This is a genomic window from gamma proteobacterium SS-5 (assembly GCA_009497875.2).
Lineage (GTDB): Bacteria > Pseudomonadota > Gammaproteobacteria > Chromatiales > Chromatiaceae > Magnetovirga > Magnetovirga frankeli.
This window is the reverse complement of sequence record CP032508.2, coordinates 1,349,395-1,371,433: the sequence shown is the minus strand read 5'-3', so window position 1 is coordinate 1,371,433 and position 22,039 is coordinate 1,349,395. Positions and strand designations below refer to the sequence as shown.

At 62.4% G+C, this 22,039-nt stretch carries 24 protein-coding genes and 1 tRNA gene; 11 read left to right on the top strand and 14 right to left on the bottom strand.

Translation table 11 applies throughout. The features are described from left to right. Positions 1-127 precede the first annotated feature (127 nt). From fmt to D5125_11580, 11 genes are all read left to right on the top strand, one after another. Positions 128-1,057: a methionyl-tRNA formyltransferase gene (fmt, locus tag D5125_11630; GenBank protein ID QFY90080.1), complete on the top strand. Its 930-nt coding sequence runs from the start codon at positions 128-130 to the stop codon at positions 1,055-1,057. Further along, positions 1,047-2,357, top strand: a complete 1,311-nt coding sequence (gene rsmB, locus D5125_11625; protein QFY90079.1) for a 16S rRNA (cytosine(967)-C(5))-methyltransferase RsmB — start codon at positions 1,047-1,049, stop codon at positions 2,355-2,357. Before fmt ends, rsmB begins: the two co-directional genes overlap by 11 nt. After that, complete coding sequence (locus tag D5125_11620; GenBank protein ID QFY90078.1) at positions 2,354-3,010, top strand: DUF4390 domain-containing protein; 657 nt, start codon at positions 2,354-2,356, stop codon at positions 3,008-3,010. Before rsmB ends, D5125_11620 begins: the two co-directional genes overlap by 4 nt. Further along, a complete protein-coding gene (locus D5125_11615) occupies positions 2,992-5,175 on the top strand; it encodes a HAMP domain-containing protein (protein QFY90077.1) in 2,184 nt (727 codons plus the stop codon). The genes D5125_11620 and D5125_11615 overlap by 19 nt, the downstream gene beginning before the upstream one ends. Then, positions 5,172-6,548: a sigma-54-dependent Fis family transcriptional regulator gene (locus tag D5125_11610; protein QFY90076.1), complete on the top strand. Its 1,377-nt coding sequence runs from the start codon at positions 5,172-5,174 to the stop codon at positions 6,546-6,548. Before D5125_11615 ends, D5125_11610 begins: the two co-directional genes overlap by 4 nt. Continuing rightward, a complete protein-coding gene (trkA, locus tag D5125_11605) occupies positions 6,545-7,921 on the top strand; it encodes a Trk system potassium transporter TrkA (protein ID QFY90075.1) in 1,377 nt (458 codons plus the stop codon). Before D5125_11610 ends, trkA begins: the two co-directional genes overlap by 4 nt. A gap of 252 nt (positions 7,922-8,173) precedes the next feature. Continuing rightward, complete coding sequence (gene hslV, locus D5125_11600) at positions 8,174-8,716, top strand: ATP-dependent protease subunit HslV (protein ID QFY90074.1); 543 nt, start codon at positions 8,174-8,176, stop codon at positions 8,714-8,716. Positions 8,717-8,809: 93 nt separating this feature from the next. Further along, the gene (gene hslU / locus D5125_11595; GenBank protein ID QFY90073.1) at positions 8,810-10,150 is read left to right on the top strand and encodes an ATP-dependent protease ATPase subunit HslU; all 1,341 of its coding nucleotides are present in this window, start codon (positions 8,810-8,812) and stop codon (positions 10,148-10,150) included. 193 nt (positions 10,151-10,343) lie between these two features. Continuing rightward, on the top strand, positions 10,344-11,210 hold the full coding sequence (gene folD / locus D5125_11590; protein ID QFY90072.1) for a bifunctional methylenetetrahydrofolate dehydrogenase/methenyltetrahydrofolate cyclohydrolase FolD: 867 nt from the start codon (positions 10,344-10,346) through the stop codon (positions 11,208-11,210). Positions 11,211-11,300: 90 nt separating this feature from the next. After that, positions 11,301-11,385: transfer RNA gene (locus D5125_11585), tRNA-Leu, on the top strand. Between the two features lie 311 nt (positions 11,386-11,696). Further along, complete coding sequence (locus D5125_11580) at positions 11,697-13,721, top strand: diguanylate cyclase (GenBank protein QFY90071.2); 2,025 nt, start codon at positions 11,697-11,699, stop codon at positions 13,719-13,721. Positions 13,722-14,205: 484 nt separating this feature from the next. On the opposite strand, the gene D5125_11575 is transcribed toward D5125_11580, so the two are convergent. From D5125_11575 to rpsH, 14 genes are all read right to left on the bottom strand, one after another. Then, positions 14,206-14,958, bottom strand: a complete 753-nt coding sequence (locus D5125_11575; GenBank protein QFY90070.1) for an SAM-dependent chlorinase/fluorinase — start codon at positions 14,956-14,958, stop codon at positions 14,206-14,208. A gap of 57 nt (positions 14,959-15,015) precedes the next feature. Continuing rightward, on the bottom strand, positions 15,016-15,420 hold the full coding sequence (gene rplQ, locus D5125_11570; GenBank protein ID QFY90069.1) for a 50S ribosomal protein L17: 405 nt from the start codon (positions 15,418-15,420) through the stop codon (positions 15,016-15,018). 41 nt (positions 15,421-15,461) lie between these two features. Next, complete coding sequence (rpoA, locus tag D5125_11565; protein ID QFY90068.1) at positions 15,462-16,466, bottom strand: DNA-directed RNA polymerase subunit alpha; 1,005 nt, start codon at positions 16,464-16,466, stop codon at positions 15,462-15,464. Positions 16,467-16,491: 25 nt separating this feature from the next. Then, positions 16,492-17,112: a 30S ribosomal protein S4 gene (rpsD, locus tag D5125_11560; protein ID QFY90067.1), complete on the bottom strand. Its 621-nt coding sequence runs from the start codon at positions 17,110-17,112 to the stop codon at positions 16,492-16,494. Positions 17,113-17,127: 15 nt separating this feature from the next. Beyond that, entirely contained in the window at positions 17,128-17,514 is a 387-nt protein-coding gene (gene rpsK / locus D5125_11555) for a 30S ribosomal protein S11 (GenBank protein QFY90066.1), read from the bottom strand. A gap of 56 nt (positions 17,515-17,570) precedes the next feature. Then, positions 17,571-17,927, bottom strand: a complete 357-nt coding sequence (rpsM, locus tag D5125_11550) for a 30S ribosomal protein S13 (protein QFY90065.1) — start codon at positions 17,925-17,927, stop codon at positions 17,571-17,573. Between the two features lie 85 nt (positions 17,928-18,012). Continuing rightward, entirely contained in the window at positions 18,013-18,126 is a 114-nt protein-coding gene (rpmJ, locus tag D5125_11545; protein ID QFY90064.1) for a 50S ribosomal protein L36, read from the bottom strand. 30 nt (positions 18,127-18,156) lie between these two features. Beyond that, complete coding sequence (gene secY, locus D5125_11540) at positions 18,157-19,503, bottom strand: preprotein translocase subunit SecY (protein QFY90063.1); 1,347 nt, start codon at positions 19,501-19,503, stop codon at positions 18,157-18,159. 6 nt (positions 19,504-19,509) lie between these two features. Next, entirely contained in the window at positions 19,510-19,944 is a 435-nt protein-coding gene (gene rplO, locus D5125_11535; protein ID QFY90062.1) for a 50S ribosomal protein L15, read from the bottom strand. Beyond that, positions 19,944-20,132 (bottom strand): 50S ribosomal protein L30, encoded by a 189-nt coding sequence (rpmD, locus tag D5125_11530; protein ID QFY91143.1) that lies wholly within the window; start codon positions 20,130-20,132, stop codon positions 19,944-19,946. Before rpmD ends, rplO begins: the two co-directional genes overlap by 1 nt. A gap of 5 nt (positions 20,133-20,137) precedes the next feature. After that, positions 20,138-20,644 (bottom strand): 30S ribosomal protein S5, encoded by a 507-nt coding sequence (gene rpsE, locus D5125_11525; protein ID QFY90061.1) that lies wholly within the window; start codon positions 20,642-20,644, stop codon positions 20,138-20,140. Positions 20,645-20,655: 11 nt separating this feature from the next. Continuing rightward, the gene (gene rplR / locus D5125_11520; GenBank protein QFY91142.1) at positions 20,656-21,012 is read right to left on the bottom strand and encodes a 50S ribosomal protein L18; all 357 of its coding nucleotides are present in this window, start codon (positions 21,010-21,012) and stop codon (positions 20,656-20,658) included. A gap of 10 nt (positions 21,013-21,022) precedes the next feature. Next, positions 21,023-21,559 (bottom strand): 50S ribosomal protein L6, encoded by a 537-nt coding sequence (gene rplF / locus D5125_11515; GenBank protein QFY90060.1) that lies wholly within the window; start codon positions 21,557-21,559, stop codon positions 21,023-21,025. A gap of 11 nt (positions 21,560-21,570) precedes the next feature. Beyond that, positions 21,571-21,966, bottom strand: a complete 396-nt coding sequence (gene rpsH, locus D5125_11510) for a 30S ribosomal protein S8 (GenBank protein QFY90059.1) — start codon at positions 21,964-21,966, stop codon at positions 21,571-21,573. Positions 21,967-22,039 lie beyond the last annotated feature (73 nt).

Below are 22,039 nucleotides of genomic sequence, written 5' to 3'. Positions count from 1 at the left end.
TTTTTCCCTGCTTCGGCCTCGCTCAACGAGCGGTAGGCATTTTTTTTCAATCTCCCCCTGCGATCCAGTGCGCTTTCTGGGACAATCTCGGGCTTGCCTTGTTTAACTGCCATTGCCAGGTCAGACCATGCGTATCCTCTTTGCCGGTACCCCCGAGTTCTCCGTTAGCCCCCTGGATGCCCTGCTTGCCAGCGAGCACCAGATCCTTGCCGTCTATACCCAGCCCGACCGCCCCGCCGGGCGCGGCCGCAAGCTGACCCCCAGCCCGGTGAAGCAGCGGGCGCTGGAGCAAGGCATCCCGGTCTATCAACCGCTGAATTTCAAGGCCGAAGAAGATCGGACCGCCCTGGCGGCGCTCAATGCCGATCTGATGGTGGTGGTGGCCTACGGCCTGTTGCTGCCCCAGGCGGTGCTGGATGCGCCGCGGCTGGGCTGCGTCAATATCCACGCCTCCCTGCTGCCGCGCTGGCGTGGTGCCGCGCCGATCCAGCGCGCCATCGCCGCCGGCGATACACAAAGCGGCGTGTGCATCATGCAAATGGAGGCGGGGCTGGACACCGGGCCGGTGCATCTGCGCAAGACCTGCCCGATCCTGCCCAGCGATACCGCCCAGGACCTGCACGATCGCCTGGCCCAACTGGGCGCCAAGGGGCTGATCGAGGCCCTGCCCCTGCTGGAGCAGCCGGGCCACAGCCCCGAGCTGCAGAACGACGCCGAGGCGGTCTATGCCCACAAGCTGAGCAAGGAGGAGGCGCAGATCGACTGGAGCCAGTCCGCCGCGCAGATCGATCGGCTGATCCGCGCCTTCAACCCCTGGCCGGTGGCGCAGACCCGGCATGGGGATCAGGTGATTCGCCTCTGGCGCGCCACCCCGCTGGATGATCAAAGCAATCAGCCCCCCGGCAGCATACTGCGCTGTGACAAACAGGGCCTGGACGTGGCCTGTGGCCAGGGCGTGCTGCGCATCACCGAGTTGCAGATGCCGGGCAAGCGCGCCATGGCGGTGGCTGATTTCGTCAACGCCCAGCAGCTGCAAGGCCGCTTCCTTGGCGCTTGATTCGCGCAGCTGTGCCGCCCGGGTGCTGGCGGAGGTGGTCGGTGGCCGTTCCCTCACCGAGGCCCTGCAGGTGCCCTGCGTGGCCCAGACCGACCCCAGCTTTGTCCAGGCCCTGTGCTACGGGGTCCTGCGCCAGTACCCGCGCTATCCACTGATCCTGCAGCGACTCCTGGCCAAACCCCTCAAGCCCGCCGATGCCGACATCCAGGCCCTGCTGGAGAGCGCCCTGTTTCAGCTGGAACAGATGCGCGTACCGGCCCACGCCGCGATCAACGAATCGGTCCAGGCCACTCACGCGCTGAACAAGAAATGGGCCGCCGGCCTGGTCAACGCGGTGCTGCGCCGCTATCAGCGTGAGGCCAAAAGCCTACAGGCCGCGCTGCAGGCCAACCCTGAGTTCGCCCATGCCCTGCCGGGCTGGTTGCTCCAGCGCCTGCAACGGGCCTGGCCGGAGCACTGGCAAGCCATAGCCGCCGCCAGCGCCGAGCAGGGGCCGCTGTGCCTGCGGGTCAATCGGCAACAGATCGAACGCAAGGGCTATTTCCAGTTGTTGCAGGCGGAAGGCCCCTACGCGGAACTGGCGGCGCGACTGCATCCCTGCGCCCCGGATGCCATCCTGCTGGAGCGGGCGGTGGCGGTGGAGCGCCTGCCGGGCTTTGCCGAGGGCCTGGTTTCGGTGCAAGACGCCGGTGCCCAGCTGGCCGCGCCCCTGCTCGACCCCCAGCCCGGCGAGGTGATTTTGGACGCCTGCGCCGCCCCCGGCGGCAAGGCCTGTCATCTATTGGAACTGGCGGAAGCCGGGCTGGAGTTGACCGCGTTGGACCTGGCGCCTAAGCGCCTGGCGCGGGTGGAGGACAACCTCAAACGCCTGGGCCTGAGCGCCCAGTGCCGCACCGGCGATGTCACCGCCCCGGCCGGTGCCTGGGCCGAGCGGCAGTACGCCAAGATCCTGCTGGATGCCCCCTGCTCCGCCAGCGGGGTGATCCGTCGCCATCCCGACATCAAGCGCCTGCGCCGTGATGCCGACATCGCCCAGCTGGCCGGGGTGCAGCAGCAGGCCCTGCGCGCCCTCTGGCCCCTGCTGCAACCGGGCGGGCACCTGCTCTATGCCACCTGCTCCATCCTGCCGGAGGAGAATGAGCAGCAGATCGCCCGCTTTCTGGCCAGCCAGCAGAACGCCCGCGAGGTGCCGATTCAGGCCGACTGGGGCCAGGCGCTGGCCCATGGCCGCCAGATCCTGCCCGGCGAGGCGGATATGGATGGCTTCTACTATGCCCTGCTGGAGAAGACGGCGACATGAGCCGACGGCTGCCCCTGTCCGGTCTGCTGCTGGGTCTAATGCTGGGCCTGACTCCGGCCTTGAGCGTGCCGCTGGCCGCGCCCCGCTCCGAAACCGATGCTGGCACCGATGTGGATTCCCATACAGGCACCCCCGCCGAGCCCCGCCCCGACGAGGGCCCCAGACCGGGGATCGAGATCCAGGAGATCGAGGTCAAAATCCAGCAGGGCTTTTATCTGCTGGAGGCCTTCATCGACTACCGCCTCAGCCAGGCCGTGCTGGAGGCCCTGCACTCCGGCGTGGCCATGGTGTTTCAGGTCTATCTGCAGGTGCAGCCAAGCCAGGCGCGCTTCTGGCAGTACCCCATCCTGGAGCGGCGTCTGCCCTATCAGCTGCGCTACCACGCCCTGGCCTCGGTGTATGAGCTGATCAAGCCCGAGGCCGCCCAGGTTCTGCGCTTTGCCACCCTGGCTGCGGCCCTGCGCGCCCTGGGTACATTGGAGCCCATGCGCCTGGTGCCCCTGGCCCACCTGGATGCCGGACAGGCCTATGAACTGCGCATGGAGGCCAGGCTGGACATAGAATCACTACCCGCCCCCCTCCGCCCCCTGGCCTATCTATCCCAGGACTGGTCCATCCATCAGGAGACCCGCCGATGGCCCCTGCAACCCTGAAACCCATGCGCGGTGCCTGGGCCGTGGTGGGGCTGCTGGTCGCCCTTCTGGTGGCCCTGCACCTGATGAGCAACGCGGTGCAGGAGGCCGAGGGCCTCAGCCGCCTGTTCGTACCCCTGCTGATCTTCACCCTCGGCGGCCTGGCGCTGATGGTGCTGCTGATCCTGGTCAACGGCTGGCGGCTGTGGCGGGAATACCGCCGTGCTGCCGCCGGCTCGCGCCTGACCCTGCGTATGCTGGTGATCTTCCTGCTGCTCTCCCTGCCGCCGGTGACTGTGGTCTATTACTATTCGGTGGACATCTTGCTGGAGGGCATAGACCGCTGGTTCGACGTCGATGTAGGCGCGGCGGTGGAACAAAGCCTGGCCCTGAGCCAGGCCTCCATGGACCTGCACAAGAAGGAGAAGCTGCGCCTGACCAACTACCTCTGGCAGGGCCTGCAAGACAGCTCGCAGACCGCCCTGGCCCTGAGCCTGGACGAGCTGCGCAACAGCTTCGATGCCCAGGAGCTGTTGCTGATGGACTTCGGCAACAACATCATCGCCTCCAGCAGCGCCAACCCAACCCAAATCCTGGTCACCCCGCCGGAGAACGAGGTGGTACGCCAGGCGCGCAGCGGCCAGCCCTTTGTCGCCCTCGACCCCAGCGCCGATGGCTCCGAACTGATGGTGCGGGTAGTGGTGGCCGACCCCAAGAACCGACCCCTGCTGTTACAGGCGCGCTACCACACCAGCGAGCAGATCGGCAAGTTGTCGGACCAGGTGCAGGACGCCTTCCGCCGCTATCGCGAGCTGGAATACCTGCGCGACTCGCTCAAGTTCAGCTTCGGCCTGACCCTGTTGCTGGTGCTGATCTACGCCCTGGTCACCGCCATCTGGGCCGGATTTTTCTCCGCCAGGAGGCTGGTGGCCCCCCTGGCGCAGATCGCCGAGGGCACCCGCGCCGTGGCCCTGGGCAACTACGGCCAGCAGCTGCCGCTGCCCTCCAGCCGCGATGAGCTGGGTTTTCTGGTGGCCAGCTTCAATGCCATGACGCGCAGCATCGCCCTGGCGCGGGACATGGCCGAACGCAGCCAACAGGAGGTTGAAGCCCAGAGAAGCTATCTGCAGACGGTATTGGGCAGACTTTCCTCCGGGGTCATGACCTTCGACTCCGGCCTGTGCCTGCGCACCGCCAACCCAGCGGCGCGGCAGATCCTCAAGGTGGACCTGGAACCCCTCTACGGGGCACCACTGAATCAGCTGATCGAGGAGCGGCCGGCCCTGCACTCCCTGGTGGAGGCATTGGCCGAGCCGCTCAGCCGACCCCACGGCGAGTGGCGCGACGAGGTCACCCTGTTCGGCAGCGAAGGCCGTCAGGTTCTGCTCTGCAGTATCTCGCCCCTGGCCATGGCCGATGACGCCGCTGCCGGTCACGTACTGGTGTTCGACGAGGTCACCACCCTGTTGCAGGCGCAAAAGGATGCCGCCTGGGGCGGGGTGGCGCGGCGTCTGGCCCATGAGATCAAGAACCCGCTCACCCCCATCCAGCTCTCCGCCGAGCGCCTGCGCCACAAGCTGCTGGGCAAGCTGTCGGAGGACGAGGGGCAGATCCTGGATCGCGCCACCCGCACCATTACCCAGCAAGTGGAGTCGATGAAAGAGATGGTCAACGCCTTTTCCGATTATGCCCGGCCGCCGAAGATGCAGGCCGAGCCGATCGACTTCGACCGCTTTGTCAACGAGGCCCTGGACCTCTATCGCCTGGCCGACAGCGGTCCGCCCCTGGAGGTGCGGCTGAAGGCCGGCGCGGCGCGTATTGAGGCCGACCCCAACCGCCTGCGTCAGGTGCTGGTGAACCTGGTGAAGAATGCCATGGAGGCCCTGGAACAGGCCGCCGATGGCCGCGTTCAGGTGCTCACCCGTCTGGCCGAACAAAGCGAAAGCGCTGTGGTCGAATTGGAAGTGCGGGATAATGGCCCCGGTTTCTCCGAGCAGGTGCTGGAACACCTGTTCGAGCCCTACATGACCACCAAGGTCAAGGGCACCGGGCTGGGCCTGGCCATAGTGAAGAAGATCATCGAGGAACATGGCGGCGTCATCCGGGCGGAAAACCGGCAAGACGGCGGTGCCCGGATTGTCATCAACCTGCCGCTGCTGGCAGACAAGGGGGAACATCAGCCATGAGCAATGCCTATATCCTGGTCGTCGATGACGAGCCGGACATCCGCGGCCTGGTGCAGGAGATCCTGCAAGACGAAGGCTACCGGGTAGATACCGCAGAGAACGGTGCCAAGGCGCGGGAGGCCATGCGCCACCGCCGCCCCGACCTGGTGCTGCTGGATATCTGGATGCCCGACGTGGACGGCATCAGCCTGCTCAAGGAGTGGAGCGAGACGGCCGAGCTGCCCTGCCCGATCATCATGATGTCCGGCCACGGCACGGTGGAAACGGCGGTAGAGGCGACCCGCCTGGGGGCCTATGATTTCCTGGAAAAGCCCCTATCCCTGGCCAAGCTGCTGCTCACCGTGGAGCGCGCCCTGGAGAGCGACCGCCTGCAGCAGGAAAACAAGGGCCTGCGCAGCCAGGCGGCGCAACCCCAGGAGCCGGTGGGCAAGAGCGCGGACATGCAGCGCCTGCGCGAACAGATCAAGCGCATCGCCGTACACGACACCTGGGTGCTGATCACCGGTGAGCCCGGCAGCGGCCGCGAGACCTTCGCCCGCTACCTGCACGGCCAGAGCAACCGGCGCGACAATCCCTTCGTCAAGGTGGCGGTGTCCGCCATCGCCGCCGAAAATGCCGCCCGCGAACTGTTCGGCAGCGAGGAGGGCGGCAACATCCAGTACGGTATCTTCGAGCAGGCCCGTGGCGGCCTGCTGTTTCTCGACGAGGTGGCGGACATGGGCCTGGACGCCCAGGGCCAGCTGCTGGGCGCCTTCGAAAACGGCTCCTTCGTACGCGTTGGCGGCAGCGAGCCTGTCGCCATCGACGCCCGCATCATCGCCGCCAGCCAGCACGACCTGGCCGAACGGGTCCGCGCCGGCCAGTTCCGCGAGGAGCTGTTCTTCCACCTCAATGTGGTACCGCTGCAGATCCCGCCCCTGCGTGAGCACCCGGAGGACATCTCCGAGCTACTGGCCTATTACGTCGATCACCACGTCATGCACGAGCGCCTCAGCTACCGCCACTTCGACATGGGCGCGCAGAACTACCTGCGCCACTACCCCTGGCCGGGCAACATCCGTGAGTTGAAGAACCTGGTGCAGCGCTTGATGATCCTCGGCAACGGCGAGGAGATCGGCCAACAGGAGGTGGAAAAGGCCCTCATGTCGGCACCGCCGGAGCAGGCCCAGGCAGGCCCCGCGCCCGGCCTGGCGATCAACCTCGACCAGCCCCTGCGCGAGGCGCGCGAAGAGTTCGAACGGCTCTACCTGGAATACCAGCTAAACAAGCACAGCGGCAATGTCACCAAGGCGGCGCAGGAGGCGGGCATGGAACGCACCCACCTGTACCGCAAGATCCGCGCCCTGGGCATAGAGATCAAGGACCGCAAGTGAAGATCCTGATTCTGGGGGCAGGCCAGGTGGGCTTTTCCGTGGCCCAGCAGCTGGCCGGCGAGGCCAACGATATTACCGTCATCGACCGTAACACCAAGCTGCTGGCCGAGATGCAGGACCGGCTGGACATACGCACGGTACACGGCCATGCCGCCAACCCCGAGGTGCTGCGCCAGGCCGGGGCCGAGGATACCGAGCTGGTGGTGGCGGTGACCAACAGCGACGAGACCAACATGGTCGCCTGCCAGGTGATGTACACCCTGTTCCGCACCCCCACCCGCATCGCCCGGGTACGCTCGGTGGAATACCTGCAGGAGCCGGGGCTGTTCAGCCCCAGCGCCCTGCCTATCGACGTGCTCATCAGCCCGGAGCAGATCGTCTCCGACTACATACTGCGGGTGATCGAACACCCCGGCGCCCTGCAGGTGCTCGACTTCGCCGAGGGCAAGGTACGCCTGGTGGGCCTGCGCGCCTACTACGGTGGGCCGCTGGTATCGCACCAGCTGCGCGAACTGCGCCAGCGCATGAAGGGGGCCGATGCCAGGGTGGCGGCCATCTACCGCAAGGGCCGGGCGATCAAGCCCGAGGGCGAGACGGTGATCGAGGCCGAGGACGAGGTCTTTTTCATCGCCGCCAGCCGCAATATCCGCCGGGTGATGAGCGAGCTGCGGCGCAGCGAAAAGACCTACAGACGCATCATCATCGCCGGTGGCGGCAACATCGGCATGCGCCTGGCCCGCGCCCTGCAGGACAACTACCGGGTCAAGGTCATAGAGCGTGAGCAGAAAATCGCCCAGCGCGTCTCCGAGCGACTGACCCAGACCATAGTGCTGCACGGCGATGCCGCCGATGGCGACCTGCTGCTGGAGGAGAACATCGAGAACACCGATGTGTTCATCGCCGTGACCAACGACGAAGAGGCCAATATCCTCTCCGCCATGCTCGCCAAGCGCCTGGGGGCGCGCAAGGTCATGTCCCTGATCAACCGCCCGGCCTATGTGGATCTGGTAGAGGATACCGGCCAGATCGACATCGCCATCTCGCCCCAGCAGGCCACCATCGGCAGCCTGCTCACCCATGTCCGTCAGGTCGATGTCAGCGCCGTGCACTCCCTGCGCAAGGGTGCCGCCGAGGCCATAGAGGCCGTGGCCCACGGTGACTCCAATTCATCCCGGGTGGTCGGTCGGCGCATCGACGAGCTGCACCTGCCCGAAGGGGTCAGCATAGGTGCCATAGTCCGCGGCGAGGAGGTCATCATCGCCCACCACGACACCCGCATCGAGGCCGAAGACCACGTCATCCTGTTCCTGGTAAACAAAAGCAAGGTCAACGAAGTGGTGCGCCTGTTTCAGGTGGGGATTACCTTTGTATAGGCATATCCACCGGTAAATCAAACGCCAGCAGGCCGTAAACTGAGCTTTCGGCCGCCAGCTGCCAGTGCTCGACTGAGTGGGAACGGGCTTGCCCGCGACTCCAGCCCCCTTCGCGGCCAAGGCCGCTCCTGCATCCTTGGGCCTGCTGGTGGCACCTCGTGCCAAGCGCCTCGCCCAAGCGCCAAACCCCAGGGCAGAAATTTTGCTAGAATCCGCCCCTTGTCACCACCCAAGCCCGCTGAGGAGCGACCCATGGAGCAATTGCACGGCACCACCATCCTGTCGATTCGCCGCTACGGCAAGGTGGTCGTAGGCGGGGACGGTCAGGTCTCGCTTGGCAACACGGTGATGAAAGGCAATGCCCGCAAGGTGCGCCGCCTGTACAAGGATCAGGTGCTGGCCGGCTTCGCCGGTGCCACCGCCGATGCCTTCACCCTGTTCGAACGCTTCGAGGCCAAGCTGGAGAAGCACCAGGGCCACATCACCCGCTCGGCCGTGGAACTGGCCAAGGACTGGCGCACCGACCGCATGCTGCGCCGACTGGAGGCCATGCTGCTGGTGGCCGACAGCAAGGCCTCGCTGATCCTCTCCGGTAACGGCGATGTGGTCGAGCCCGAGGACGGCCTGATGGCCATAGGCTCAGGCGGTGCCTTCGCCCAGTCCGCCGCCCGTGCCCTGCTGGAGAACACCGAACTGAGCGCCCGCGACATCGTCGAAAAGGGCCTGGCCATAGCCGCCGACATCTGCGTCTATACCAACCACAACCGCACCATCGAAGAGTTGGATTGCGAGTGAATCTAGTTGCCACAGAGTCACAGAGATCACAGAGAACAGGCTTAGCTCATCTTCTGTGTGCGCTGTGTCTCTGTGGCCATTTCGAGGTAACCCATGACTGATTTAAGCCCCCGCGAGATCGTCCAGGAGCTGGACAAGCACATCATCGGCCAGCTGGCGGCCAAGCGCGCCGTGGCCATTGCCCTGAGCAATCGCCGTCGCCGTACCCGGGTCGAGGAGCCCCTGCGCAGCGAGATCACGCCGAAGAACATCCTCATGATCGGCCCCACCGGGGTGGGCAAGACCGAGATCGCCCGGCGCCTGGCGCGCCTGGCCAATGCCCCCTTCATCAAGGTGGAGGCGACCAAGTTCACCGAGGTGGGCTATGTCGGCAAGGAGGTGGATTCCATCATCCGCGACCTGGCCGATGCGGCCGTCAGCATGGCCCGCGAGCAGGAGATGGCCAAGCTCAAGGAAGTGGCCACCGAGGCCGCCGAAGAGCGTGTGCTCGATGCCCTGCTGCCGCCCGCCACGCCGAGCAGCTTCGAGCAGGAAAGCCGCGCCAGCAGCGGTGTCAGCAGCGCCACCCGAGAGAAATTCCGCGCCAAGCTGCGTGCCGGTGAACTGGATGACAGGGAGATCGAGATCGAGGTCAGCGCGCCCCAACTCGGCGTGGAGATCATGGCCCCGCCGGGCATGGAGGAGATGACCAGCCAGCTGCAGGGGCTGTTCCAGAACCTGGGCGGCGAGCGCAAAAAACGCCGCAAGCTGCGCGTGGCCGACGCCCTGGGCATGCTTGCCGACGAAGAGGCGGCCAAGCGCGTCAACGAGGAAGAACTGAAACTGCGCGCCCTGGATAACGTGCAACAGCAGGGCATAGTCTTCATCGACGAGATCGACAAGGTCACCAGCCGCTCCGAGCACGGCGCGGCCGATGTCTCCCGCGAGGGGGTGCAGCGCGACCTGCTGCCCCTGGTGGAGGGCTGCACCGTATCGACCAAGCACGGCATGGTGCGCACAGACCATATCCTGTTCATCTGCTCCGGTGCCTTCCACCTGGCCAAGCCCTCGGACCTGATCCCCGAACTACAGGGCCGCCTACCCATCCGTGTCGAGCTCAAGGCACTGACCAGCGAGGACTTTGTGCGCATCCTGACCGAACCGGATGCCTCACTGACCGAGCAATACCAGGCCCTGATGGCCACCGAGGGGCTGGATCTGGAGTTCAGCGACCAGGGCATAGCCCGCATTGCCGAGATCGCCTATCAGGTCAACGAGACCACCGAGAACATCGGTGCCCGCCGCCTGCATACAGTCATGGAGCGCCTGCTGGAGGATGTCTCCTTCAGCGCCAGCGAACGCCAGGGCGAACTGGTCAGCATAGACGCCGCCTACGTCGATCGCTACCTGGGTGAACTGGCCGACAACGAAGACCTGAGCCGCTTCATCCTCTGAGCCAGCCGGGGCAATGGCAGCGCGGCACGATCTCGCCTGAAAACCCACTTTGGTTTACCATGTCCTCTCCTAACGATCATGGAGCGAGCAGCGACACCCCGGATCGTGACACGCCTCTTGGCCGCTTCGGCACTCGGGGTTCGGGACTCGATATTTACCATGGATGTTTCACACTAACCCAGCGGAAGCCAGCATGAGCGCAACCATCATCGACGGCAAGGCCATTGCCGCAGAACGCCGAGAAGCGGTCAAACACCAGGTACAGCAACGCCTCGATCAGGGCCACCGGGCACCTGGACTGGCCGTGGTGCTGGTGGGGGAAAACCCGGCATCCCAGATCTACGTGCGCAACAAACAAAAGGCCTGCGAGGCGGTCGGTTTCCACTCCGAGATGCACCAACTGCCCGCCGAAACGCCACAGAGTGAACTGCTTGAGCTGATCGACCGACTCAATCAACGCGAACAGATCGACGGCATCCTGGTACAGCTGCCGCTGCCCGCGCAGATGAATGAAGAGCAGATCACCGAGGCCATCCTACCCACCAAGGACGTGGACGGCTTCCACCCCTACAACATCGGCCGCCTGGCGCTACGCCAACCCCTGCTGCGCCCCTGCACCCCCAAGGGCATTATGACCCTGTTAGAGCACACAGGTGTCACCCTGGAAGGCCTTGATGCGGTGATCATCGGCCAATCCAACATCGTTGGCCGACCCATGGCGTTGGAGCTTCTGGCCGCCCGCTGCACCATCAGCGTCTGCCACAGCCGCACCAAGAATCTGGCCGACAAGGTGCGCGGTGCCGACCTGGTCGTAGCCGCCGTGGGTCGCCCCAACTTCGTCCAGGCCGACTGGGTCAAGCCCGGTGCCCTGGTCATAGATGTAGGCATCAACCGCCTGGACGACGGCAAGCTGTGCGGCGACGTGGACTACGCGGCGGTGGTAAAAAAGGCCGGCTGGATCACCCCGGTCCCCGGTGGTGTAGGCCCGATGACCATAGCCACACTGCTGGAAAACACCTTCCAGGCCGCCGAACTACACCGCACAGCTCCCCCTGAATGATTATTGGATGATCAAGACCTTGACAGCGAAGCAAGCCACTGAGAACATGCCCGGCTTGATCCCAGCGGCCAGACCGGCCAACCCCCTCATGGCAGTGTGGTGGAATTGGTAGACACACAGCACTCAAAATGCTGCGCCCTCGGGCATCCCGGTTCGACTCCGGGCACTGCTACCAAACACCCCTCTCAAGCACCCCCAGGCACCCTCTAAACCAGCGAAGTTGCAAGTCTTTTGGTTCGCGGATTCCTTTCCTCGTACCCATGTGAGAAAAATTGGGGTCAGGTCGAGAATAGAGGCCTTTAATCGGCCAGGTGACGATAAAACGGCTGGGGCTAGATTTGAGACTATAGACCCTGTTCTTTCCTCCAAAGCTGGAACTGGCCATAATTCTAGACCTGACACCTGACCCTGTTCTTCTTTTCTCTGTTCTTCTGTTCTGAAGGCCAAGTTGACTCCAACGAAAGTTTGACTTGTTCGTGAAGGTTGTTGTTGGTTAAAGTCCAGAGTCAGTGCCGAAAGTGGACCTTTACATGCAACGGAATAATGGAGACTCTCTTGATAGGCGTTAAGAATTCAAAGCCTGCTGAACAGGCTGTCAACCCCGCCCTGGTGCTAACCAAACCGCTGCTGATCGCGGTTTATCTTGGACTTTATCTGGTGTTGTTCGCATCGGCGGCATTATTGGATCAGGGCGGTTTCATCGCCAGCCTCTGGTACCCGCCGGCCGGCCTGTCTGTCTTCGGTATCTTGGCCTTCGGATGGGCAGGTGTGGTCTTGGATGGACTGGCCAACTTCTTGTCCCCCATGTTGATCTCCCCTTTGCAGGGCAAGCCGCCTACGCTTGAATCACTGGTCTCCAGCGCCTTTCTGCATCCACTGGCCTACGGGTTGGTGCTGATGCCCCTGCGCAAGTGGTTGCAGCAGGCCGAATTCATCCGCCAGCCCGGACGAACCGTCGGAATCTTTCTCATCGCCGCCTTGCTTACCGCCACTGCCGCCGCTGCCGTGGGCATCGTGCGCATGTTGGCACTGGGCCGGGCAGCGCCGGATTCCTTGGTGGATATCGGGCGGGCCTGGCTGATGGGGGATTTCATCGGCATCCTCATCTTCACCCCGCTATTCCTGCTGGTATTGCTGCCGCGCCTTGCCCCCCAATTATCGACCGACCTGGGTATAGGCACCGAAGCGGTCTCGGCAACCCCTCCAGGCCTGACCAGCATGATTCTGTTGGCAGTCACGCCCATGCTTATGCTGAGTCTGCCATCGCTGTTCGGATATGCTGAACATTCGCCCTTCTTCGCCCTATTTCTGCTTATGCCTCTCGCCTGGGTGGCCCTGCAATGGGGCCTGGAAAGCGCCGTCACTGGAAGTGTGATGATCAGCAGCGGCCTGGTAGTGGCGGCCGTATTGTTCGGCCAACAAGACAACATCATCCCCTACCAATTGATCATGGCTGCCGTTGCCCTGACCGGTCTGCTGCTGGGCATTCTGGTGGAGAACCGTAACCGCCTGCAGATACAGTTGAGGGAGCGTGCCCTGCGCCTGGAGGACCGGCTTGCTATCAAGGACCAGACATTGCGTAAGCTCTATCTGGAATCCGCCATTACAGAACAGCGCCTCAGTGCCCTGATCGAGGCGGCCCCGGTCGGCATCGCTCAACTCGACCCCGAGGGACACTGTAACTACCTCAATCCCACGGGACTGAAGATGGCCCGGGCCAACCTGGAGGACGTGCTCGGACGACCCTTTATCGATTTGGTGCATTGCGATCACCGCAAAAAACTCGAGCAACTGATCCTGGCCAGCAAAGAGGAGTGGGACGATGGTCGGGTCGAATTTTGCTTCAACAACTCGGACCGCTGGTTGGTAACCGACTGGATCAGCGTGACGCCTTCCGCTCACGCCCTCGTCGGCTCGATCCTGATCTTTGTTGACATCACCGACCGTTATGATCGGGAACAGCGACTCTGGAACCAGGCCAATTTCGATAGCCTGACTGAGCCACCAAACCGGCAATTTTTTATGGAAAGCCTCAGCCAATGCCTGGCGCGGGCACATCGAAACGGGGATGTGCTGGCGATCCTATGGATCGACCTCGACGGTTTTAAGGCAGTCAACGACACCCTCGGCCACAGCGCTGGCGACATTCTGCTGCAAGAAGTCGCCCGACGCATGAAGGGACGCATGCGCGCCAGCGACACCCTGGCCCGCATGGGTGGCGACGAATTTGCGGTGATCCTCTACGACCTGGCCGAACGCGAGATGGCGAACGGCGTGGCTAATGATCTGGTCAACCTACTGAGCCAGCCCTACCTGATTGGCAACACCAACTGCGCTATCTCTGCCAGCATCGGCATCAGCTTTTACCCAGACCATGCCAGGGACGGGGAAGCACTGCTGCGCCATGCCGACATGGCCATGTACCAGGCAAAGATCCAAGGCAAGGGCCGGGCACTCGAATGGTCGGGAGAAGAGGCAATACCCACAGTCGAACATACAAGAGTGCAATGACCTAGAGCCCTACATTGGATCAACCTAAAAAGATCATTTGGCCACAGAGCCACAGAGTACACAGAGAAAAATCAATGTATTGGAAAACGAACATTCAACACCTTCTAGGTGAGCCGAGTCTGATAGGTAACTCATTGAAACAACTCTGTGATCTCGGCTCTGGCTCCAGGCTTCGCTCTACCTCCTCCGTCCCTGGAGTCGTCGGCTCTGGCTCCAGGCTTCGCTCTACCTCCTCCGTCGGGCCTACAGGGAGGTAGGTCATGCCAAACCGATGACTGGATCATCGGTGGCCCTGGAGTCGTCGGCTCTGGCTCCAGGCTTCGCTCTACCTCCTCCATCGGGCCTACAGGGAGGTAGGTCATGCCAAACCGATGACTGGATCATCGGTGGCCCTGGAGTCGTCGGCTCTGGCTCCAGGCTTCGCTCTACCTCCTCCGTCCCTGGAGTCGTCTGTGTCTCTGTGGCTTAACTGAGGAATATAGGTTCAAGGACCCAGCCAGCGGCAGGCGGTCCCTCGGTCTGCCTGTAGCTGTTCAGCGGCGGATGCCTGGTTGGCGGCGATCTCTACCAGGCCGAAGGAATTGGCGTACCAGAACAGCCCGCCCGGTGGCCGCTCGCTGAAGGTACGCGCCGCCGCGATCTGCCGCCCGCCCAGCTCCAGCAGCCGATCCTCTGACCCTTCGACGGCACGCTGGCCGGTGATCAGATTGCCGTAGCTGTCCACGTGGATGACCTCGAGCAGATCCTCTGGCCAGTCTGCCCCCTGCCATTGTCCCGCAGCCAGGGGGCGCAGGACCAGGTCCTGGCCTGCCAGGTGGCGCAGCGCCGCCGGGGCAAACAGATCACGCCCATGAAAGCTGGCCGATAGCTGTGCCGGCCGCCAACCGATCTCCTCTACCTGGGCATTCTGGCGCTGGATCAGGGGGGCGAACAGGCCATTGTCCGGGCCGATCAGCAGGTGTTCGGCGGTCTTCACCCGCAAGGCCATGCGGTTGGAGCCGACCCCCGGATCGATCACGCAGATCAGCAACTGGCCGGGCGGCAGGGTTTCCAGCAGGGCCGCCAACAGGTAGGCCGAGGCCCGAGGGTCGAACCTGGGCGCGGCGCTCATCAGGTCATACAGGGGCAGGCCGGGGGCAGCGCTGAGCAGTACCGCCTTGATCGCCCCCTGATAGGGGTCTTCGGCACCAAAATCGGTGAACAGGCCTATGCCACGCAGCACCCTGGGCACCTTCATCCAACCAACAAAAAGCCGGGCAAGGCCCGGCTGGTTGCTGGCGCAGGACAGGGCGTCTTATTCCGCCATGTCTTCTGCGTCATCATCATCGATCTCTTCCACCGCAGGGCGATCGACCAGCTCGACATAGGCCATGGGGGCGCTGTCGCCGGAGCGGAAGCCGCACTTGAGGATGCGGATATAACCGCCGTTGCGCTCCTGATAGCGGGGTCCCAGGTCGGTGAACAGCTTGCCCACGCTTTCCTTGTCGCGCAGGCGGTCAAACGCCAGCCGACGCTTGGCCACTGAATCCACCTTGGACAGGGTAATCAGGGGCTCGGCCACGCGGCGCAGTTCCTTGGCCTTGGGCAATGTGGTCTTGATCAACTCATGCCGGATCAGCGAGTTGGTCATGTTGCGAAACATGGCCTTGCGGTGACTGCTGTTACGATTGAGTTGACGTCCGGATTTGCGGTGACGCATGACACAAATTCCTATCTAGATTCTTATTCAAATGGGTGAAATCAGGAGGCCTCTTCGAACCCTTCCGGCGGCCAGTTCTCCAGGCGCATGCCCAGCGACAGGCCACGGGTGGCCAGTACATCCTTGATCTCGGTGAGCGACTTCTTGCCCAGGTTGGGGGTCTTCAGCAGTTCCACCTCGGTACGCTGGATCAGATCACCGATAAGAAAGATATTCTCGGCCTTGAGGCAGTTGGCCGAACGCACGGTCAACTCCAGATCGTCCACCGGGCGTAGCAGCACCGGGTCAAAGGTTTCGGCGGCACTGGTCTCCTTGACCTCTTCGCTCTCCTGAATGGTGGTGCTCTCCAGCAGGACAAAGGCCTGCAACTGATCGCGCAGTATGCTGGCACCGCGCCGAATGGCCTGTTCCGGGTCAATGGTGCCGTTGGTCTCGATCTCGATCACCAGCCGGTCCAGGTCGGTACGCTGTTCCACTCGGGCCGACTCCACCGCATAGGCGATACGCAGCACCGGGCTGAAGGAGGCGTCCAGTTGCAGCTGACCTATGGGGCGATCCTCTCCGGCGGCGCTGTCGCGTTGGGTGGAGGGCTCATAGCCCCGCCCTCGGCGCACCTGCAACTTCATGTTCAGGGCACCCTTGTCGGTCAGATGGGCAATCACGCAATCCGGGTTGGCGATGGTGATGCCGTGGCCAACCTTGAGATCGGCTGCGGTGACCTTGGCCGGGCCCTTGATGTTCAGACTTACCTCGGCCTCTTCACGGTCGGGCATCTCCAGGGCGACGGACTTCAGGTTGAGCAGGACCTCAAGCACATCCTCCTGCACCCCTTCAATGGCGCTGTATTCGTGCTCTACCCCATCGATATGAGCCTCGGTAAAGGCGGCCCCCGGCATAGAGGAGAGCAGGATCCGGCGCAGGGCATTACCCAGGGTATGGCCAAAGCCACGCTCCAGCGGTTCCAGCGAGACCTTGGCCTTGGTCTCGCTGATCTGATCCACCTTGACGATCTTGGGCGTTAGAAACTCGTAGACTGATCCAGTCATGCAATTACTCTTCTATGTCAGGGACTTACTTGGAATAAAGCTCGACAACCAGGTGTTCCTGAATATCCGCCGGCAGATCGGTGCGTTCCGGGATGCGCTTGTACACGCCGCTCATCCCCTTCACATCGACCTCGATCCAATCGACGAAGCCATGCTGTTCGGCCAGGGCCAGGGCGCTCTGGATGCGCAGTTGCTTGCGGCTCTTCTCGCGCACACTGACCTTGTCCTCAGCGCTGACCTGATAGGAGGCTACGTTGACCACAGCGCCATTCACCTCTATGGCCTTGTGGCTGACCAGCTGGCGCGCCTCGGAACGAGTGGAGCCGAAGCCCATGCGATAGACCACGTTGTCCAGCCGGGATTCGAGCAGTTGCAGCAGGTTCTCACCGGTGGCACCCTTCATCTGCGCCGATTTCTTGTAGTAGTTGCGGAACTGCTTTTCCAGCACGCCGTAGGTGCGACGCAGCTTCTGCTTCTCGCGCAGCTGGGTGCCGTAATCCGACAGGCGACGCTGACGTTCGCCATGCTGGCCGGGGACCTTGTCCAGCTTGCATTTGGACTCGAGCGTGCGCACACGGCTCTTGAGCATCATATCGCTGCCTTCGCGGCGACTGAGCTTGCACTTGGGACCTATATACCTTGCCATTTCGCTGAGTACCTCTTAAACGCGCCGTTTCTTTGGGGGACGGCAACCGTTGTGCGGGATTGGAGTCACATCGGTGATGCTGGTGATCTTGAAGCCTGCGGAGTTGAGGGCGCGCACGGCGGACTCACGACCCGGACCCGGACCCTTGATGTTCACATCCAGATTCTTCAGGCCAAACTCCTTGGCCACCTGACCGGCGCGGTCGGCGGCAACCTGGGCGGCAAAAGGGGTGCTCTTGCGCGAACCACGGAAGCCGGAGCCGCCAGCGGTGGCCCAGCACAGGGCATTGCCCTGACGATCGGAAATGGTCACTATGGTGTTGTTGAAGGACGCATGCACATGCGCCACTCCATCCGTGACGACCTTCTTGACCTTCTTCCGGCCACGAGTGGGTTTTGCCATCTTTGAAATACCTTAACTGTGTAACGCTTAACTGGGATTGGGATGCGGCCAAGCCATCAACGCTTGATCGGGCGGCGTGGACCCTTGCGGGTACGCGCATTGGTACGGGTGCGCTGACCGCGCAGGGGCAGGCCCCGGCGATGGCGGATGCCGCGATTACAGCCCAGGTCCATCAGCCGCTTGATGTTCATGGACACCTCTCGGCGCAGATCACCCTCTACGGCGAACTTGGCGACCTCGCCACGGATCCGGTCGAGGTCCTCTTCATTCAGCTCCTGGATCTTGCGATGTGGCTCAATACCCACAGCAGCGCAGATCAGGCCAGCGCGCGTCCTGCCGACGCCATAAATGGACGTCAGGGCTATCACTGCGTGCTTTTTATCCGGAATATTGACTCCAGCAATACGGGCCATGAATAACTCCTGAAAAATGTCTTTTGCCGAGCGAAAGCGCGGAATTTTAACCTAGAACAAGGCCCAGCACAAGCCAGGCATCTCTTTAACCCTGGCGCTGCTTGTGGCGTCCATCCTTGCAGATGACTCGCACCACGCCATTTCGCCGCACCACCTTGCAGTTACGGCAGATCTTTTTTACCGATGCACGAACTTTCATTGTTTACTCCAACGTACTGCCCAGGCCAAATCAACGCTGACCGGGCTTAGAACCTTTGAGATTGGCCTTACGCATCAGGCCTTCATACTGATGTGACATCATGTGCGCCTGAATCTGCGCCATGAAATCCATCACCACCACGACGATGATCAGCAGGGAGGTACCCCCAAAGTAGAAGGGTACATTCCAGCCTACGATCAGGAACTCGGGTAACAGGCACACGGCGGTGATGTAGATCGCCCCCCAGAAGGTGAGCTTACTCATCACCCCGTCGATATACTTTGCCGTCTGCTCCCCTGGCCTGATCCCAGGGATAAAAGCACCGGAGCGCTTCAGGTTGTCTGCCGTCTCCTTGGAGTTGAACACCAAGGCCGTATAGAAAAAGCAAAAGAAGATAATCGCCAGGGCATAGAAGATCACATACACCGGCTCGCCAGGGGAGAGCTTTGCCACTATGTCCTGCATCCAGCGCATGTTTTCACCGGTACCAAACCACTGCCCCAGGGTAGAGGGGAAGAGGATGATGCTGGAGGCGAAGATAGGCGGGATGACCCCGGCCATGTTCAGCTTCAACGGCAGGTGGCTGCTTTGCGCCGCGTACATCTTGCGTCCCTGCTGACGCTTGGCGTAGTTCACCGTTACCCGCCGCTGACCACGCTCGACAAACACCACAAAGGCGGTCACCGCAATGGCCAGGATGAACAGGGTAAGCACGGTAATAAAGTGCATCTCACCATTGCGCACCAGCTCCAGGGTGCCGCCGATGGCCGAGGGCAGGCCCGCGACAATGCCGGCAAAGATGATCAGCGAGATACCGTTGCCGATGCCGCGCTCGGTGATCTGCTCACCCAGCCACATCAGGAACAGGGTGCCGGTAACCAGGGATACGGTAGCGGTGAAGATAAAGCCAAAGCCCTGCTGTACCACTACGGAATCTCCGCCCACCTGCTGGCTTTGCAGGGCCATGGAGATGCCGATTGCCTGGAAGGTGGCCAGCACCACGGTGCCGTAGCGGGTGTATTGGGTGATCTTGCGCCGCCCGGCCTCACCTTCCTTCTTCATCTGCTCCAGCTTGGGTATCACCGCTGTCATCAACTGCATGATGATGGATGCAGAGATGTAGGGCATGATGCCCAGGGCAAACAGGGAGGCGCGCTCCAGGGCACCACCGGAGAACATGTTGAACATGTCCAGTATAGTACCGGCCTGCTGTTCGAACAGGGCCGCCAGGGCCGCCGGGTTGACCCCAGGCACCGGGATAAAGGTGCCGATGCGGAACACGATCAGTGCCCCCAGCACAAACAGCAGGCGATTACGCAGCTCTTTCAGCTGACCTGCCCCCGCAAGTGCCCCGGCATTAGCCCCCAAGCCTGCCATGCGAAATTACTCTTCCACCTTGCCGCCGGCCGCCTCTATGGCCGCCCGAGCCCCCTTGCTCACCCCAAGACCCTTGACAGTCAGGGCGCGATCAATGGTCCCGGAAAGGAAGATTTTTACCTGTTTGATGGAGCGATTGATCACCCTGGCCGCTTGCAGGCTGGGCAGATCCACCAGATCGCCCTGCACCTTGGCCAACTCGCTCAGGCGCACCTGGGCGCTGACCCGGGATACGCGGGAGCTGAAGCCGATCTTCGGCAGGCGGCGTTGCAGCGGCATCTGACCGCCTTCAAAGCCAACCTTATGGTAACCGCCGGAGCGCGAGGTCTGACCCTTGTGGCCACGGCCACAGGTCTTGCCCAGGCCGCTGCCTATGCCGCGACCGACGCGCTTTTTCTGCTGCTTGGCGCCTGCGCCAGGACTCAGTGTATTCAGATGCATCAGACTTCCTCTACCTTGACCATGTAGGAGACCTTGTTGACCATGCCACGGGTCGAGGGGGTGTCCTCTACCTCTACGCAGTGGTGCATACGCCTTAGACCCAATCCACGAACGCAATCCCGGTGCGTCTTGAGACGACCGTACTTACTCTTGACGAGGGTCACTCGCATCATTTTCTTGTCAGCCATGGCCATTACCCCAGGATTTCTTCAACGGTCTTGCCGCGTTTGGCCGCTACGGCCTCGGCATCGGTCATGTCGTGCAGGCCGTTGAGGGTGGCGCGCACCACGTTGGTCGGGTTGTTGGTGCCTATGCACTTGGCCAGCACGTCATGTACCCCTACCACCTCGAACACGGCGCGCATGGCACCACCTGCGATAATCCCGGTACCCTCGGAGGCGGGCTGCATGAATACCTTGGCCGCGCCATGACGCCCGACAATGGGATATTGCAGGGTGTTGTTCTTCAGCTTTACGTCCTTCATGTTGCGCCGCGCCGACTCCATCGCCTTCTGAATGGCGACAGGTACCTCACGCGCCTTGCCGGTACCGAATCCTATCTTGCCGTTGCCATCGCCCTCCACGGTGAGGGCGGCAAATGCAAACTGGCGACCACCCTTGACGGTCTTGGAGACGCGATTGACGCCGATCAGTTTCTCAATGAGATCATCGCCATCTGCTTTGGCATTGAAATTAGACATCATTATTCCCCTTAGAACTGCAGGCCGTTTTCACGCGCTGCATCGGCCAGAGCCTTAACGCGGCCGTGGTACTTGAAACCGGAGCGGTCAAATGCCACCCGCTCTATGCCTGCGGCCTTGGCGCGTTCGGCAATCGCCTTGCCTACCTTGCCGGCGGCATCCACATTGCCGGCATGACCGTTCAGCTCGTCACGCAGGGCCTTTTCCAGGGTGGAGGCGGAGGTCACCACGGTCTCGCCATCCGGGGCGATTACCTGAGCATATATATGCCGCGGGGTACGATGTACGCTGAGACGATGCACCCGTAGTTCACGGATCTTCGCCCGTGCGCGCGTAGCGCGACGAATTCGAGAAGACTTCTTATCCATCATCTATACCTTACTTTTTCTTGGCTTCCTTACGAACCACATGTTCGTCGGAATAACGTACACCCTTGCCCTTATAGGGCTCCGGCGGCCGGTAGGCGCGAATCTCTGCGGCCACCTGCCCCACCTGTTGCTTGTCAAAGCCGCTTACCAGGATCTCGGTCTGCGATGGCGTTTCAATGCTGATACCCTCGGGTACGGCATATTCCACCGGATGGGAGAAGCCCAGACTCAGGCCCAGGGTCTTGCCCTTGGCCTGGGCGCGATAACCGACCCCAACCAGTTGCAGCTTCTTGCTCCAGCCATTGGATACGCCCAACACCATGTTGTTGACCAGGGCGCGCATGGTGCCGGCCATGGCCCAGGCATCCTGATCGCCCTCTTTGGCCGGGGCAAAGCTGATCTGCTGGTCGTCGATGCTGAGCCTGACCAGGGGATGGATCTCCAGGTCAAGATTGCCTTTGCTGCCCTTGATGTTGATGGCGCTGCCGCTTTGCTTGATCTCCACCCCCTTGGGCAGGGTGATCGGTGCCTTTGCTATGCGTGACATGGCTAACCCCCTTAGGCTATGTAGGCGATGACTTCGCCACCCTGGCCTGCGGCCCGGGCAGCGCGATCGGTCATCACGCCCTTGGAAGTTGAAATGATGGCCACGCCCAGGCCGCTGCGCACACTGGGCAACTCGGTGCTGCCCTTGTAGATGCGCAGACCGGGGCGACTGACCCGCTTGATCATCTCGATCACAGGGCCGCCCTGAAAGTACTTCAGGTCGATCTGCATCTGCTGCTTGCCGTCGCTGCTGCTCAGGCTGAAATCGGAAATATAGCCTTCGTCCTTGAGGACCTTGGCTATGGCGGCCTTCAGTTTGGAACCGGGCAGGCTGATGGACGCCTTGCCGGCCTGTTGGCCATTGCGGATGCGCGTCAGCATATCCGCGATGGGATCAGACATACTCATCGGGTGCTACTCCTCGGGTCAGTCCGGCCGTTTGCCGCGATACCCACTGGTGGACGTCGAGAAAGCCGAGCAT